The following is a 15588-nucleotide window of genomic DNA, read 5'->3' as shown; positions in this document are numbered from 1 at the left end:
CGGATCGACCGAGTGTACGAGCCCGTCAAAATCAATGCGAGCCAAGGGCGATGAATTATTCGTTGAGTTTGGCGAGGATCTTGATCACCACGGTGGCGAGGATGGTCAGCATGCCGATCCACATGGCGAACACACCGGCGTTTTTGTCGCGAAAGTTGAAGCCGACGGCCAGCAGGAGCATCCCGGCAAGAATCGGGATCAGCATGGCGTGAAAGGTGGACATCGAAATCATGGAGACAGCCTTGTCGAAGGGATACTTGAAGTCTAGGCCGCTTTTGACGCGGCCGAATGATGTGTGTGTAGGAGCGAGCTTGCTCGCGATGGATTTCAGGGCGCCGCGTCTATCCAGAAGGCACCCATAATCGTTCACGTCCATCGCGAGCAAGCTCGCTCCTACAGGGGTTACGGCAACTCGCGGCAGGCGTAGAACGCGCTCAGTACCTTGACCAGGTGCGCCAGGTCGTGGCTGCCGCACAGTTCGCGGATCGAGTGCATGGCGAACGTCGGCAGGCCGATGTCCACGGTGCGCACGCCCAGGTGACTGGCGGTGATCGGGCCGATGGTCGAGCCACAGCCCATGTCGCTGCGCACCACGAAGCTTTGCACCGGCACTTCTTCAGCCATGCACAGATGACGGAAGAACCCGGCGGTTTCGCTGTTGGTGGCGTAGCGCTGGTTGCTGTTGACCTTGATCACCGGGCCGGCGTTGAGTTTCGGGCCGTGGTTGGCATCGTGCTTGTCGGCGTAGTTCGGATGCACGCCGTGGGCGTTGTCAGCCGAAACCAGCAGGGATTTCTGAATCGTGCGTACGAATTCATCACCTTCAGGCAGCAGGCGACGCAGGGTTTGCTCAAGCATCGGGCCGTCGGCACCGCAGGCCGAGCAGGAGCCGACTTCTTCGTGGTCGTTGCAGACCAGCACGCAGGTTTCGTCGGTGTCGGCCGTCAGCAACGCTTGCAGGCCGGCGTAGCACGACAGCAGGTTGTCCAGGCGCGCGCCAGCGATGAAGTCGCCATGCAGGCCAATGACTGCAGCGCTTTGGGTGTCGTAGAAACTCAGCTCGTAATCGAGTACCACATCGGCATTCAGGCCGTGTTCGCGGGCGAGCTGGTCGGTGAGTACCGCGCGGAAGTCCACCCGCTCGTCACCGGCGAATTGCGCGAGGATCGGCGGCAGTTCGGTCTGGGCGTTGATGGCCCAGCCCATGTTGGCTTCGCGGTTGAGGTGAATTGCCAGGTTCGGAATGATCGCGACCGGGGCCTTGAAGTCGATCAACTGGCTCTCGACCTTGCCGTCACGCCGGAAGGTCACGCGGCCGGCCAGGGACAGGTCGCGGTCGAACCACGGTGCCAGCAGTGCGCCGCCATAGACTTCGACACCCAGTTGCCAGAAGCCCTGGCGCTGCAGCTCCGGTTGCGGTTTGACGCGCAGGCACGGGCTGTCGGTGTGGGCGCCGACCAGGCGAATGCCGCCGTGCAGCGGCGAATGGCGGCCCATTTTGATCGCGACAATCGAAGAGTCATTGCGGGTGACGTAGTAGCGACCGTTGGCTTCGGTATTCCACGGCTCGCGCTCGTCGAGGCGTTGATAGCCCGCCGCTTCCAGGCGCTGAACAAGGCTGGCGGTGGCATGGAACGGGGTAGGGGAGGCCTTGAGGAAATCGATCAGGCCTTGGTTCAACTCTTCGCGCATAAAGTAGCTCCAGACAGCAGTGGCGCCAGTTTAACGTATTGGCTTGGTAAATGGCGTCGCACTGAATGGCGGGGATGGCCACGGAAATCGAATCTGGAGGAGATCCCTGTGGGAGCGAGCTTGCTCGCGATGGCGGAGTGTCAGCCAGCATCAATGTTGGATGTGCCGGCCTCATCGCGAGCAAGCTCGCTCCCACAGGGTTTTGCGTAAAGTGCCTAGAACGGTGCCGGGCACTCGAAGCGCAGGCGCTCGCCGGTCTGGGGATGGGTGAAGGTCAGCATGCTCGCGTGCAGGCACAAGCGCGGCCAGGCCGCCAGCGCCTGCTCGTGGGCATAGAGGCCGTCACCCAGCAGCGGATGACCGATCGAAAGCATGTGTACGCGCAACTGGTGGGAGCGGCCGGTGATCGGTGTCAGCTCAACGCGGCACCAGTCGCCGCAACGCTCCAGCACGCGCCAGAAGGTCAGCGCATGTTTGCCGAATTCATGGTCGACCACATGCCGCGGCTTGGTTGGCGGGTCGTAGCGCAAGGGCAGGTCGATGCTGCCGCTGTCCAGTTCCGGCTGACCCCAGCACAGGGCGGTGTAGGCCTTTTCGGTCTCGCGGTCGTGAAATTGCCGGGACAGCTCGCGATGGGTATCCGGGTCGCGGGCCAGCAGGATGATGCCGGACGTTTCCCAGTCCAACCGATGGACGATTCGCGCTTCCGGGTAGCCGTTTTCCTGCAGGCGGGTAATCAGGCAGTCCTTGTTGTCATCGGCCCGGCCAGGGACGGAGAGCAACAGGGTCGGTTTGTTCACCACCAGTACGGCAGCGTCCTGATGGATGATGTGGATGTTGGACAACGGCATTAAAACAGCCTCGTAACAAACGCCAACGGCGGCTCAGGCCCCTCGTTCCCCGTAGGAGCTGCCGCAGGCTGCGATCTTTTGATTTTGCATTTCAAAAACAAGATCAAAAGATCGCAGCCTGCGGCAGCTCCTACAAAGGCCCGAGGGGCCTGAGCCGCCGTGGCTCCTGGCGGATCGACTCAGCGATCAGGCAGGGTGATGTTGAGTTCCAGAATCGAGCAGCTGCCCTGGCTTTCCAGTGCGACATGCACGTCATCGGACCCGATATTGACGTACTTGCGGATCACCTCGACCAGTTCCTTCTGCAAGGCCGGCAGGTAGTCCGGGGTGCTGCGTTGGCCGCGTTCGTGCGCCACGATGATCTGTAGACGCTCTTTCGCTACCGACGCGGTGCTTTGCTTTTTGTTGGCACGAAAGAAGTCAAAAAGGTTCATTGCTTAGTTGCCTCCAAACAGGCGCTCGAAGAATCCCTTCTTCTGTACATCAAGGAATCGATGATCCACGGTCTTGCCCAGCAGGCGGTCAACGGTATCGCTGTAGGCCTGGCCGGCATCGCTCTGGTCGTCGAGAATCACCGGAACGCCCTGGTTGGATGCCTTGAGCACCGCCTGGGATTCAGGGATCACGCCGAGCAGGGTCACCGAAAGGATTTCCTTGACGTCTTCTACGCCGAGCATTTCGCCTTTGCTCACACGCTCCGGGTGATAACGGGTAATCAGCAGGTGTTCCTTGATCGGGTCTTCGCCGCGTTCTGCACGACGGGACTTGCTGGCCAGCAGGCCAAGCATGCGGTCGGAGTCACGTACCGAGGAGACTTCCGGGTTGGTCACGACGATCGCTTCATCGGCGAAGTACATGGCCAGGTGGGCGCCTTTCTCGATGCCCGCCGGGGAATCGCAGACCACGAACTCAAAGTCTTCCTTGAGTTGCATCAGGACTTTTTCCACGCCTTCGACGGTCAGCGCGTCTTTGTCGCGGGTCTGGCTGGCGGCCAGTACGTAGAGGTTTTCCAGGCGCTTGTCTTTGATCAGGGCCTGTTGCAGGTTGGCTTCGCCGTTGACCACGTTGACGAAGTCATACACCACGCGGCGCTCGCAACCCATGATCAGGTCGAGGTTACGCAAGCCCACGTCGAAGTCGACGATCACTGTTTTGTGGCCGCGCAGAGCGAGGCCGGTACCGATAGCGGCGCTGGTGGTGGTCTTACCCACACCACCCTTGCCGGATGTAACCACGAGAATCTTGGCCAAGGTGTTTCACCCCTAAGGAAAAAGGACTTTTCAGCCCCTGAAAAACATCTCCTGAAAAACTACTGCAGTCGGACAGCCTTGGCTGGAATCGGGTTTTAAGCGGCGTTTACCCCCGGTAAACACTGCTTTCGGCCTTTTCCTACTTCGTTTGAGCCGTTTTCGCTACGTTTTAGAGATGCTTGGAAAATGCGGCAGTATCCGTTAAAGCCGAATGATGTTCAACACGTCGCCGGACAGGCTGACCTGCACACCCGAACCCCACAGAGGATCGCGGCGCAGATCTTCGGAAACCTTGTAATGCCCGGCGATGGAGATCAGTTCAGCACTCATTTGCTGACAGAAAATCCGCGCCTTGGTGTCGCCCTTGACGCCGGCCAACACACGACCACGCATCGGGCCGTATACATGGATGTTGCCATCGGCGAGAAGTTCCGCCCCCGGGCTGACCGAGGAGATCACCACCAGATCGCTGCCCTGGGCATAGATCTGCTGGCCACCGCGTACCGGCGAGGTGATGATTTTGGTCGGCTTGATGGTCGGCTCGGGCGGTTTTTCCGGTTTTTTCTTCGGTTCGCCTTCGGTCAGGTCCAGTGGACGCTCCCGGGCGCCGGAGGGCGGCAGCACCGGCAGGTCGACCGCAATGGCGGCGGCAATGTCTTCGATGCGGCTGGCGCGGATCGCCAGGGTGCGCAGGCCATGCTGGCGGCACACGCGCATCAGGCCGGGCAGATCGACGGCGCCTTCGTTGGCCGGGAGTTTGTCCAGGGCCAGTACCAGTGGCGCGTTGCTGAAGAAGTTGGGCGCCTGGGCGACCTTGGCGGCCAGTTGCCGATCAAGGCTTTCCAGGTCGTTACGGGCCAGTTCCAGCACCGTAATGGCCAGCATGCTGCCCTTCAACTGGAACACGGGATCTTGGTCTAGCGGTTCGGTTTGGCTCATGGTCGGCATACAACGACTTGTCACTAAAAGTGCCGAGACTTATAACGAGAACGCCCGCAGGCCGCAAGCCGGGTCGAACGATGTAGAATGCGCGGCCATTGTCATTCCGGAAGCATTAATGGACCGCCCGCGTTTTCGAAAAGCATTTCTATCTCCACGTTTCTGGCCACTGTGGTGTGGCCTGGGGCTGTTGTGGCTGATCGTCCAGTTGCCGTATCCGGCACTGCTGTGGATCGGTCGCGTCCTGGGTTCATTGATGTATCGCGTGGCCGGCGACAGACGGCGCATTGCCAAGCGCAACCTGGAACTGTGTTTTCCGGAAAAAACCGCCGCCGAACGCAAACGCCTGCTCAAGGAAAACTTCGCCTCCACCGGTATCGCATTTTTTGAGATGGCGATGAGCTGGTGGTGGTCGCGCAAACGCCTGGCGAGTCTCGCTCACGTTGAAGGGCTGGAGTATCTGCAGCAGGCCCAGCGCGAAGGCAAGGGCGTGATCCTGATGGCGCTGCACTTCACCACGCTGGAAATCGGCGCGGCATTGCTCGGTCAGCAGCACACCATCGACGGCATGTACCGCGAGCACAAGAATCCGCTGTTCGACTACATCCAGCGCCAGGGCCGCGAGCGGCACAACCTCGATTCGCTGGCGATAGAGCGTGAAGACGTGCGCGGCATGCTCAAGTTGCTGCGCTCGGGCCGCGCGATCTGGTATGCACCGGATCAGGACTACGGCGCCAAGCAAAGCATCTTCGTGCCGCTGTTCGGCATTCAGGCGGCGACCGTCACCGCCACGAGCAAGTTTGCGCGGCTGGGCAAGGCGCTGGTGGTGCCGTTCACCCAGGAACGCCTGGCGGACGGCAGCGGTTATCGCTTGGTGATCCATGCGCCGCTCGAAGGCTTCCCCGGTGAAACCGAGGAAGAAGACTGCATTCGCATCAACCAGTGGATCGAAGGCGTCCTGCGCGAATATCCCGAGCAATACCTGTGGGCCCACCGCCGCTTCAAGAGCCGTCCACCGGGCGAGCCGAAGCTGTACGCCAAACGCCGTTGAACCCCGATCCCCTGTAGGAGCGAGCCTGCTCGCGATGGTGGTCAACGATTACGCGGGGCATCTGACACTCCGCAGAATTTTCATAACCATCGCTCGCAAGCTCGCTCCCACAAGGGAACAGGCCGTAATAACGAAACCCCATCAAGCACCATGGAGAGTTGTGCATGAGTCCAGCTGAACCGGTTACAGGGCTGATTCTTTCCGGCGGCGGGGCTCGGGCGGCTTATCAGGTCGGGGTGCTGGCGGCGATTGCCGAATTGCTGCCGCCGGGGGCGAGCAATCCGTTTCCCGTGATCGTCGGCACCTCGGCGGGCGCGATCAACGCCGTCAGCCTCGCCAGCGGGGCAATCGACTTTCGTCATGCCATCCAACGCCTGACGGCCTTCTGGCAGGGCTTTCGCAGCCCTCTGGTATTGCGCAGCGACTGGCCCGGGGTCATTCGCCAGGCCACTCGCTTTGTCAGCCACAGTTTGCTCGGCATCGGCTCCCAGGTTCCGGTGGCGCTGCTCAACAGTTCGCCGCTGCGGGATCTGCTCAACGACAAGCTGCATATGGGTGGCATCGCCGAAGCGATCGCCCAGAAGCAATTGCATGCGGTGGCGGTCACGGCGTTCGGCTATGAGTCCGGCCAGGCCGTCACCTTTTATCAGGGTGGCGGCAAGATCGATGCCTGGTTGCGTCATCGACGCATTGGCGTTCCCACCCAACTGTCGGTTGAACACTTGCTCGCCAGTTCGGCGATTCCGCTGCTGTTCGCCCCGGTGAAAATCGGCGAAGAGTATTTCGGTGATGGCGCAGTGCGTCAGTCGGCACCGATCAGCCCGGCGCTGCATCTGGGCGCCAGTCGGGTGCTGGTGGTGGGCGTCAGCGGCAACCCCCGCGGTATCGACCCGCAACAACCCTTGCAGCGCAGCTACACCGGTCAGCAGCCGACACTGGCGCAGATCGGTGGGCACATGCTCAACAGTACGTTCATTGACAGCCTGGAAAGTGACATCGAGCTGTTGCAGCGCCTGAACCAGTTCAGTCACCTGATGCCTGACGGCACACCGACTCGCGCATTGGGCGTGGCGCCGGTGGACGTGCTGGTGATTTCACCGAGCCAGCCGATCGACGAGATTGCCGCACGACATCGTCAGGAATTGCCGCCGGCATTACGCTTGTTTTTACGCGGACCGGGCGCGACCAAGACCAGCGGGGCAGGGGTGCTGAGCTATCTGTTGTTCGAGGCGGGGTACTGCAGCGAGTTGATCGAACTGGGGCGGCGAGATGCGTTGGCCAAGCGCGGAGAGTTGAGCCGGTTTCTCGGGCTCTCGGTGGCTGAGGCCGTTTGAACTGTCAGATCTGACAGTAGCTGTGGTCAGGTTTTTTCATCAGATTGAAGCCCTCAGGCAGAGGGTTCGAAGATGGCGGCTGCACAATGGATTGATGCTCACACACCGAGCCTGTCGGTGGTGGATTCACGCGGTTTGGCTGTGCGAAATGTCGCCTATTGCCGTCATCCACGGAACCCGTCCATTGAGACTCGCATCACCCGCAATCACTTTGACGCTGCCGGACGGCTGGTGGCTTCCTGGGATCCACGATTGTGGGGCACCGCGCCAAGACCGAACCTCGCCACGACGCACAATCTACAAAGTCAGCCTCTGCTGGTCGACAGCGTCGATGCCGGTTGGCAACTGAGTTTGCTGGATCAGGCCGGTATGGCGCGCTCGTTCTGGGACGGTCGCGGGAGCCAGCGGCACACTGAGTTCGATGGGCTTCAGCGTCCGACGAGCGTGACTGAGCAGATGAGGGATGAGATGTCGCGCGTCTCCGAGCGTTTTGCTTACGGCGGTGCGGGAGAAGAGTCTGCTGTTTATAACCAATGTGGCCAACTGATTCGCCATGACCATCCGGCTGGCCGGCACAGCCTTTGCGAATATGGCGTGGGTGGTTGGCTTCTGGCGGAAGAAACCCGCTTCATGCTCGATCTGGACCCGCCGGATTGGTCGGCCGAATCCGCCGATGCGCGCCTGGAGGACGAGGTTTTCAGGACCGTTCAACAGCATGGGCCTTCAGGGAAAATGCTCTGCCAGACGGACGCCAGGGAAAACATGCGAACCTTCGCTTACAACCTGTCTGGCGAGTTGCTGGAAACCCGACTGAGGTTGGCTGGCGCTTCCGGCCCTCCTCAAGTACTGGTGGGTGACATCCGATATGACGCCCTTGGCAAGGTTGAAAGTGAGCTTGCGGCAAATGGCGTCCTGACTGCAGCCCGGTACGCGGCTGAAGATGGGCGGCTGGCCGGATTGCTCTCTTGCGATGCCCGAGGCGAGCCGCTTCAGCACCTCGAATATGCCTACGATCCGGTTGGCAATATCTCAAGTGTCGAAGACAAGGTGGCGTTGACGCGCTATTTCAATCATCAGCGGATCGACCCGATCAACCGCTATCGCTATGACAGCCTGTATCAACTGGTTGAAGCCACTGGCCGGGAAGTCAGCCAGCCCGGTCATGGTCCCGCATTACCTGCCTGGCAAACCACACCGTTGGACCCCAACCAACTGCGCAATTACACGCAATCCTTCAACTACGACGCTGCCGGCAATTTGCAGACTCGTCACCATAGCGGTGCGGAAACGTTTGAGATGTTTACCTCGCCCGACAGCAATCGCAGCGTTGCGGAGGAAGGCAATCTGGCGGATGGCTTCGATGCCAATGGCAATCAGCGGGAACTGTTGCGCGGTCAGGCAATGAGTTGGGACATTCGCAATCAATTGAGTCGCGTGACGATGGTGCGGCGTGAGGATGGGCCCGACGATACCGAGTGTTATTTCTACGACAGTCCCGGGCATCGACTGAGAAAAGTCCGACTCACCGAGACGGCTCGTCGCACACTGCGTGCTGAAGTACGTTACTTGCCGGGGTTGGAAATCCATCGGGATACGGCTAACGGCGAAGAGCGGCATGTGCTCAGTGTCGAGGCGGGGCTTGGCCGTGTGCGGGCCTTGCACTGGGTTGAGAAATTGCCCAGGGGCGTACGCAATGACCAATTACGTTTTTGCCTGAGTGACCATCTGAACTCGTGCACGCTGGAGTTGGATGAACTGGGAGCGCTGCTGAGTAGGGAAGTTTATTACCCATTTGGTGGGACAGCGGTGTGGGCGGGGGCAAGCGAGACCGAAGCTAAGTACAAGACAATTCGTTACTCGGGTAAAGAACGGGATGCGACGGGGCTTTATTATTATGGGTTTCGTTATTATGCGCCTTGGTTACAAAGGTGGGTGAGTCCTGATCCAGCGAAAGATATTAATGGGCTAAATCTGTTTTCTTTTTGTGGTGATAGCCCTGTTTGTCGATCGGATAAAAACGGGTTGTATTGGCCCGAGCTCAGGGTTTCTCTTGGTTATGGTGGTATTGGTGAGTTGGATGCTATAGCAGGAGAGTACGGGGATGACGCAAGAAAAGTTGTCAGGAGTGGCTATGATAATGCAGTCGCAAGCTTAAATACGGTTTTAAGCGAGTTGGAATTTACTAAGGAGGAGATTGTTCCGGAGCTTGTGCTGGCCAGAGGGCTTGCTGTGGATAATTTTGGGATGGATGTCGATTTTGATAATCTGATCTCTAACTTAAAAACGTTGCGGGGTGCATTGGAGTTTTACAGTGATAACTTGCAATATAATGTGTTGGTTGAACGTTCCGATCCGCTAACGGTGGTCGGTAATGTCTTGGGTGCCTCTAAGAAGCTCTACGCAGGGGTACGTATTCTCCCATTTGATCCCTATAAACGAATGGCTATTTCGGAAAAGGAATTGAACAGCGTCGAGACATTGCATGTTGCTCTACTCCATGCGGCCGCTATTGATGCGCTGGGCGCTCATGAAATAATGCCGTATGAGAGAGGGTATCCCATGGTCGCAGAAAATTTATCTCACATGAAAGAATACGAGTTGTGGGTTGGAAGTTTTGACTCTGAAATTGCCGCGCGTTCACGAAAATCCTTATCTGATAAATCTTTGATGCAGTATTTTGGCAGTAAATCGCAGTTGGGGATCGAGTTTGCTATGGCGTTAGAACCGTCACGAAGGACCAGGTTTTTAATGAATGATGCGGGGACCATTTCTAACTATGTGGTCGAGGCTTTTACCGCTTTGCGGAGAGTTAGTAATCGATTTGATGTGGTGGCTGGGCCAGCTACAAAAAGCTGAATTAGTCAGTTCGTCTTTTTAAAATGTCAGCATGCTTGAGCCGTTCTATTTTTGAATGAGGCATCAAACATGCTGACAAAGCGGATCTTGATTAGAAGTGAACCTTAACCAGGAAACTGGTCACGCTCTGATCCGTCTTGAAGCCTTGGCTGTCTTCAATCCCGTACTTGTTTTTCCAGTAGTCATACTCGACACCGACGTACAACTGCTTGGCACCCAGGTTCAGCGCCTTGCCCAGGTCGTATTTGACCTGTGGGTTGAAGTGCAGGTTGGCGTGGTATTCGCCTTTGCTGTTGACGTCGTTGTCGACGACCCAGTCCATGAAACCGTCGATCAGCACGTCCGATTCACCCACCGGGATGGTGTAGGACCAGACCGGCGAGACCTGCCAGATGTTGTCGCCCGGGCGGTCGCCTTCGGTGTGACGGTTGTAGAAGTTCAACTGGAAGTAGTCGAAGCCCGGGATGGCCAGGTCGAAGCCAGGGCCGATCAGGTACGACTCGGTGTCGTCTTCGCCGAACTCGTAGGTCATGGCCAGCAGAACGTCCTTGATCGGGCCTAACTCGAACTTCTGGTCGAAGATCTTGTTGAACGACAGGCGCGGGCTGAGCTCGCCATAGTGGGTGTTTTCACCCGCGAAGTGGTCTTCCTTGCCGTTGTAGAAGATCTTGTCGATGAAGAAGAAGTTGTCGCCGTACTTCCAGCCATCGGCGTGTTCGAAGGTCACCGTCTGCTGGATGCGCGGGTTGACCTGGAAGTCCTTGCCATACAGGTAGGTCAGGCTGTTGGTCTGCCACTGCAGCAAATCGCCGGCCATGGCCTGGCCCCCGGCCAGCATCGACCCCGCCAGCATCAGGCTAGTGCACGTACGTTTCATTCGGTTGCTCCCAAAAAGTAGGTGGTTCCACGTTATTTTTTTAAGGTCGGCGCTCTGGTGTGGCGCCTGTTTCCGTAGCGGTAAAAAATCATCCAGTCGGTCAGCTTTGGTGCTGTTAGCAAGAGCTGAGCCAAGGCTTTCAAAAAGCAAAAAAACTCCCGCTCGACGGCTCAAGAGCAGTCGATTGAGAGGGGTTTTGGGGTGCCTTGGTGCCTGCCAGCGCCGGGATAAGTTGGCCTGCTGGTCAGGTTTTACATCCGGGCTTTTTTTTAAACCGGATTCGGGCGGCCGCGGAGAATACTGACTCCTCGGCCAGGTCTCAAGTGCTCCGCAACGGCGCACCGACGACAGGTTTGGCGCACGGTTGCGGGGCAACATCAGAAATGCACCTTCACCAGCAGGCTGGTGGTGTTTTCATTGGTGTCGAATTTGCCGCTGTTTTCGATGCCGTACTTGTCTTTCCAGTAGCTGTATTCGGCGCCGACGTACACCTGTTTCTCCCGCCAGCCCAGGGCTTTGCCCAGGTCGTACTTGATCTGCGGGTTGAAGTGCAGGTTGGCGTGATAGGTGCCATGGGCGTTCTGGTCGTTATCCACGACCCAGTCCATGTAGCCGTCGATCAACAGGTTCGAGTTGCCCAGTGGCAGGGTGTAGGACCAGGCCGGCGTGATCTGCCAGACGTCGTCGCCGGGACGCGAGCCTTCGGTCTGGCGGTAGTAGAAGTTCAAGGTGAAAAAATTGAAGCCCGGTACCGCGAGGTCGAATCCGGGGCCGATCAGGTAGGCCTCGGTGTCGTCTTCGCCGTTCTCGTAGGTCATGGCCAGCAGCACGTCCTTGATCGGGCCGAATTCGAAGCGACGGTCGAGGATCTTGCCCAGGGAGAGGCGCGGGCTGAACTCGCCGTAGTAGGCGTGGACGCCTTTGTTCCGGTCTTTCTCGCCGTTGTAGTAGGTGCTGTCGATGAACATGAAGTTGTCACCGTACTTCCAGCGATCGGCGTGTTCGAAGGTTATCGTCTGCTGGATCGACGGGTTGACCACGAAATCCTTGCCGTACAGATAGCTCAGGCTGTTGGTTTGCCACAGCAGTAAATCGCCGGCCATGGCCTGACTCGCAGCCAGCAGGCCAGCACCCAACAGCAGGTTGGTTTGTGTCCGAATCATCTGTTGCTCCCTCTTGTTTTTATTTTTAAGGCGCAGGCAGCCCTTGCCCCTGTAGGAGCGAGCTTGCTCGCGATGGTCGCTAACGATTACGCGTGTTAGCTGGATGAACGCGGTGTTCTTGCGTTCATCGCGAGCGAGCTCGCTCCTACAGGGGGCAGTGCCTATTCAGTCAATGTTGGTGTGCTTGGCAGTCGTTGATGGCCGCGCGTTCGGCGCCACCGAGGATGTTGAACAGCAGGTTCAGCGTCAGCGCGCTGAGGGTGGCCATGGCGATGCCGCTGTGGGTGATCGGGCTCATCCACACAGGCAGGTGGGCGAAAAACTCCGGGCGCACCACGGGGATCAGGCCCATGCCGATGCTCACCGCCACCAGCAACTGGTTGCGACGGTCACCGATGTCGGCTTCCTGGAGAATCTTGATCCCGGTGGCGGCGACCATGCCGAACATTGCAATCGCTGCGCCACCCAGGACGGCCGGGGGGATCGAGGCCACCAGGAATGCGGCCTTGGGGAGCAGGCTCAGGACGATCAGCAAGCCGCCGGCGACGATGGTCACGGAGCGGCAGCGCACACCGGTCATCTGCACCAGGCCGATGTTCTGGGCAAAGGAGGAGTGGGTGAAGGTGTTGAAGAACCCGGCGAAGAACGAGGCGCCGGCATCGCACAGCAATCCGCGACGCAGCATCCGTGGGCAGACTTCCTGGCCGGTGATCTTGCCCAGCGCAAGAAACATCCCGGTGGACTCGACGAAAATGATCACCACCACCAGGCACATCGACAGGATCGGTGCGAGTTCGAATTTCGGCATGCCGAAGTGCAGCGGGGTGACGAATTGCAGCCATGGCGCCTGCGCCATGCCGCTGAGGTCGACCATGTCGAGCAGGCCGCAGAGCACGTAGCCCAGGCACATGCCGATCAGCACGGAAATATTGACCCAGAAGCCGCGCATGAAACGGTGGACCAACAGGATGGTGCCCAGCACGAGGGCGGCGATGGTCAGGTAGATCGGCGAGCCGAATTGAGCGGCGCTGGCACCGCCGCCGGCCCAGTTCACGGCCACGGGGAACAGCGACAAACCGATCGAGGTGATGACCGTGCCGGTCACCAGCGGCGGGAAGAAACGTACGACCTTGGACATGAACGGCGCGATCAGCATGCCGAAGAAACCGGCGGCGATGGTCGCGCCGAAGATCCCTTGCAGGCCGATACCGGGCATGCCGGCCATGGCGACCATGCTGCCGACGGCGGCGAAACTGGCCCCCATCATCACCGGCATGCGAATGCCCATGGGGCCGATGCCGAGGGACTGGACGATGGTGGCAATGCCGGCCACCAGCAGGTCGGCGTTGATCAGAAAGGCGATTTCTTCACGACTCAGGCCAGCGGCCTGTCCGATGATCAGCGGCACCGCGATGGCGCCACCGTACATCAGCAGAACATGTTGCAAACCGACCAGGATCAGTTGCAAGAGGGGCAAACGCTGAATGGCGGGTGCGTCGGGGATGCGCGCTGCGGATAGCTCGGACATGCAACACCTCGGATCTTTTTTATTCTTGTGATTTTGTGCGTCAGGCAAACCTGTGGGAGCGGGCTTGCTCGCGAAGAGGCCATAACATTCAACATCGTTGTTGACTGACCTGACGCTTTCGCGGGCAAGCCCGCTCCCACAGGATCTGTGTTGCCTGTGTGGGAGCGAGCCTGCTCGCGAAGCTTTTAACGATTAATTGGTCTGGGCTCCCTGCACAATCCAGGCACCGATCAGGTCACGTTCCTGCTGGGTCATCTGTGTAATGTTGCCCAGTGGCATGATCTGGCTGGTGACGGCTTGCGCCTGGATCCGCGGTGCGTTCTGGCGGATCTGCTCGGGGGTGTCGAACATCACACCGGCAGGGGCCGCACTGAACAGCGGGCTGGTGGGCTTGGCCGAGTGGCAAACCGCGCAACGTTCCTGAATCACGCTGTGCACTTTGTCAAAGCCTGGGCCGGCGTTGGACGCTTGCGCCGGAGCGGCTGGCGTTTCTGCAGGTTTGGCTTCAGCGGGTTTCAAACCACCGCCCACTGCGGTTTCCGGCAGCGGCTGGTATTCGATCTTCGCGGGTGCCTTGGCCACTTCCGGGCTGTTCAGCGGTGCAGGGCCGGTGACGTAAGCCAGGCTGATCATGCCGACGGCTGCGACTGGAAGCGTCCAGGCAAACTTGTGGCTGTCATGACGGGTGTTGAAGTAGTGACGCACCAACACTGCCAGTACCGCGATCCCGGCCAGGATCAACCAGTTGTACTGGCTGCCGTAGGTGCTCGGGAAGTGGTTGCTGATCATGATGAACAGCACCGGCAAGGTGAAGTAGTTGTTGTGACGCGAACGCAGCAGGCCTTTGGCCGGCAGGGCCGGATCCGGCGTGCGGTTCTCGGCGATCGCCGCCACCAGTGCGCGCTGTGCCGGCATGATGATGCGGAACACGTTGCCGACCATGATGGTGCCGATGATCGCGCCGACGTGCAGGTACGCACCGCGACCGCTGAACACCTTGCTGAAGCCATAGGCCGCGCCGATGATCAGCACGAACAGGATGAAGCCAAGCAGGGCAGGGCGTTTGCCCAGGGCCGAGTCGCACAGGAAGGAGTAGACGAACCAGCCGATGAACAGCGAGCCGATACCGATGGCCACGCCTTCAGGACCGCTCAGGGTACTGCCCGGAGCCAGCAGGTAGAGCGTCGGGTTGGAGTAGAACACCACGCACAGCAGCGCGATCCCCGACATCCAGGTGAAGTAGGCTTCCCATTTGAACCAGTGCAGGTTGTCCGGCATGGTCGGTGGGGCCAGCTTGTATTTTTCCAGGTGGTAGATACCGCCGCCGTGGATCGCCCACAAATCGCCGGCCAGGCCGGTTCTCGGGTTGACCCGGTTGAGGTTGTTTTCCAGCCAGACGAAATAGAACGACGCACCGATCCAGGCCACGCCAGTAATCATGTGAACCCAGCGCACGCTCAGGTTCAGCCATTCCAACAGATGTGCTTCCACAGTCTTTACCTCTCGCCTGTCACTCTGTTGTCGAGTGATCAGACCTTCTCTTATTGGTGGGGGGCGAGGATCAAACGCTCATCCTCTTTGAAAAAATGCTCATCGCAGTTATTGCCTGTGCCACTGCGATCAACCACCAGGAAGTCATCCCGCTTTTCGATCGTCAGCACCGGGTGGTGCCAGACGCCGCGATGGTAATTAATGCCCTGCCTGCCGTTGGTGACGAAGGCGCGGACCAAGCCTGATACAGGTTCATCGCCAAGTGGCGCGACCACGATCAGAAAGGGGTTGCCGAGCAGCGGAATGAAAGCCTGGCTGCCCAGCGGATGGCGCTCCAGCATGCTGACGGTCAGCGGCATGTCCTGCGCGTCGGCGCGGAAGATGCTGATGATCGCGTTGTCCTCTGGCGTAGCGGTTTCGACCGTGGCCAGTTTATGGAAGCGCATGGTCGAACCGTTGTTGATCATGAAGTGATCGCTGCCGTCGGTTTCGATCACGTCACCGAAAGGGGCGAAGGCTTCTTTGGTCAGCGGTTCAATCGTCAGTGTGCGCATGC

14 protein-coding genes are annotated in these 15588 nt (G+C 59.1%); 3 read left to right on the top strand and 11 right to left on the bottom strand.

Annotated features, from left to right (window positions below; all coding sequences use genetic code 11):
- Positions 1–55 precede the first annotated feature (55 nt).
- From PMI26_RS31605 to minC, 6 genes are all read right to left on the bottom strand, one after another.
- Positions 56–232: a hypothetical protein gene (locus PMI26_RS31605; protein WP_008048365.1), complete on the bottom strand. Its 177-nt coding sequence runs from the start codon at positions 230–232 to the stop codon at positions 56–58.
- 170 nt (positions 233–402) lie between these two features.
- Positions 403–1692: a M18 family aminopeptidase gene (locus PMI26_RS14600; RefSeq protein ID WP_007974949.1), complete on the bottom strand. Its 1290-nt coding sequence runs from the start codon at positions 1690–1692 to the stop codon at positions 403–405.
- Positions 1693–1907: 215 nt separating this feature from the next.
- The gene (locus PMI26_RS14605) at positions 1908–2543 is read right to left on the bottom strand and encodes an RluA family pseudouridine synthase (RefSeq protein WP_007974948.1); all 636 of its coding nucleotides are present in this window, start codon (positions 2541–2543) and stop codon (positions 1908–1910) included.
- Between the two features lie 179 nt (positions 2544–2722).
- On the bottom strand, positions 2723–2977 hold the full coding sequence (gene minE, locus PMI26_RS14610; RefSeq protein ID WP_007974947.1) for a cell division topological specificity factor MinE: 255 nt from the start codon (positions 2975–2977) through the stop codon (positions 2723–2725).
- A gap of 3 nt (positions 2978–2980) precedes the next feature.
- Entirely contained in the window at positions 2981–3793 is an 813-nt protein-coding gene (gene minD / locus PMI26_RS14615; RefSeq protein ID WP_007974946.1) for a septum site-determining protein MinD, read from the bottom strand.
- Between the two features lie 201 nt (positions 3794–3994).
- Positions 3995–4732: a septum site-determining protein MinC gene (gene minC / locus PMI26_RS14620; RefSeq protein ID WP_007974945.1), complete on the bottom strand. Its 738-nt coding sequence runs from the start codon at positions 4730–4732 to the stop codon at positions 3995–3997.
- A gap of 118 nt (positions 4733–4850) precedes the next feature.
- Here minC and PMI26_RS14625 point away from each other — a divergent pair, with 118 nt between their 5' ends.
- The 3 genes from PMI26_RS14625 to PMI26_RS30110 all read left to right on the top strand — a co-directional run bounded on the left by PMI26_RS14625 (position 4851) and on the right by PMI26_RS30110 (position 9973).
- Positions 4851–5783: a lipid A biosynthesis lauroyl acyltransferase gene (locus tag PMI26_RS14625; RefSeq protein WP_007974944.1), complete on the top strand. Its 933-nt coding sequence runs from the start codon at positions 4851–4853 to the stop codon at positions 5781–5783.
- A gap of 164 nt (positions 5784–5947) precedes the next feature.
- Entirely contained in the window at positions 5948–7117 is a 1170-nt protein-coding gene (locus tag PMI26_RS14630) for a patatin-like phospholipase family protein (protein WP_007974942.1), read from the top strand.
- Between the two features lie 72 nt (positions 7118–7189).
- Positions 7190–9973, top strand: coding sequence for an RHS repeat domain-containing protein (locus tag PMI26_RS30110; RefSeq protein ID WP_007974940.1), 2784 nt, complete (start codon positions 7190–7192; stop codon positions 9971–9973).
- A gap of 91 nt (positions 9974–10064) precedes the next feature.
- Here PMI26_RS30110 and PMI26_RS14635 read toward each other — a convergent pair whose 3' ends face one another.
- The 5 genes from PMI26_RS14635 to PMI26_RS14655 form a co-directional block, all read right to left on the bottom strand.
- Positions 10065–10850, bottom strand: a complete 786-nt coding sequence (locus tag PMI26_RS14635; RefSeq protein ID WP_007974939.1) for an outer membrane protein OmpK — start codon at positions 10848–10850, stop codon at positions 10065–10067.
- A 377-nt stretch (positions 10851–11227) separates the two neighbouring features.
- A complete protein-coding gene (locus PMI26_RS14640; RefSeq protein ID WP_007974936.1) occupies positions 11228–12013 on the bottom strand; it encodes an outer membrane protein OmpK in 786 nt (261 codons plus the stop codon).
- A 169-nt stretch (positions 12014–12182) separates the two neighbouring features.
- Positions 12183–13541: a nucleobase:cation symporter-2 family protein gene (locus PMI26_RS14645; RefSeq protein WP_007974934.1), complete on the bottom strand. Its 1359-nt coding sequence runs from the start codon at positions 13539–13541 to the stop codon at positions 12183–12185.
- 192 nt (positions 13542–13733) lie between these two features.
- A complete protein-coding gene (locus PMI26_RS14650; protein WP_007974933.1) occupies positions 13734–15032 on the bottom strand; it encodes a urate hydroxylase PuuD in 1299 nt (432 codons plus the stop codon).
- Between the two features lie 50 nt (positions 15033–15082).
- The gene (locus PMI26_RS14655; RefSeq protein ID WP_007960046.1) at positions 15083–15586 is read right to left on the bottom strand and encodes an ureidoglycolate lyase; all 504 of its coding nucleotides are present in this window, start codon (positions 15584–15586) and stop codon (positions 15083–15085) included.
- Between the last annotated feature and the right edge of the window lie 2 nt (positions 15587–15588).

It is taken from the genome of Pseudomonas sp. GM33 (assembly GCF_000282295.1).
Taxonomy (GTDB): domain Bacteria; phylum Pseudomonadota; class Gammaproteobacteria; order Pseudomonadales; family Pseudomonadaceae; genus Aquipseudomonas; species Aquipseudomonas laurylsulfatiphila.
This window is presented reverse-complemented; position numbering and strand designations above follow the sequence as displayed.

Bases quoted from the DNA above. Each gene is read 5' to 3' on its own strand.
- PMI26_RS31605 (WP_008048365.1), bottom strand. From the start codon at position 232: ATGATTTCGATGTCCACCTTTCACGCCATGCTGATCCCGATTCTTGCC.
- PMI26_RS14600 (WP_007974949.1), bottom strand. From the start codon at position 1,692: ATGCGCGAAGAGTTGAACCAAGGCCTGATCGATTTCCTCAAGGCCTCC.
- PMI26_RS14605 (WP_007974948.1), bottom strand. From the start codon at position 2,543: ATGCCGTTGTCCAACATCCACATCATCCATCAGGACGCTGCCGTACTG.
- minE (WP_007974947.1), bottom strand. From the start codon at position 2,977: ATGAACCTTTTTGACTTCTTTCGTGCCAACAAAAAGCAAAGCACCGCG.
- minC (WP_007974945.1), bottom strand. From the start codon at position 4,732: ATGAGCCAAACCGAACCGCTAGACCAAGATCCCGTGTTCCAGTTGAAG.
- PMI26_RS14625 (WP_007974944.1), top strand. From the start codon at position 4,851: ATGGACCGCCCGCGTTTTCGAAAAGCATTTCTATCTCCACGTTTCTGG.
- PMI26_RS14630 (WP_007974942.1), top strand. From the start codon at position 5,948: ATGAGTCCAGCTGAACCGGTTACAGGGCTGATTCTTTCCGGCGGCGGG.
- PMI26_RS30110 (WP_007974940.1), top strand. From the start codon at position 7,190: ATGGCGGCTGCACAATGGATTGATGCTCACACACCGAGCCTGTCGGTG.
- PMI26_RS14635 (WP_007974939.1), bottom strand. From the start codon at position 10,850: ATGAAACGTACGTGCACTAGCCTGATGCTGGCGGGGTCGATGCTGGCC.
- PMI26_RS14640 (WP_007974936.1), bottom strand. From the start codon at position 12,013: ATGATTCGGACACAAACCAACCTGCTGTTGGGTGCTGGCCTGCTGGCT.
- PMI26_RS14645 (WP_007974934.1), bottom strand. From the start codon at position 13,541: ATGTCCGAGCTATCCGCAGCGCGCATCCCCGACGCACCCGCCATTCAG.
- PMI26_RS14655 (WP_007960046.1), bottom strand. From the start codon at position 15,586: ATGCGCACACTGACGATTGAACCGCTGACCAAAGAAGCCTTCGCCCCT.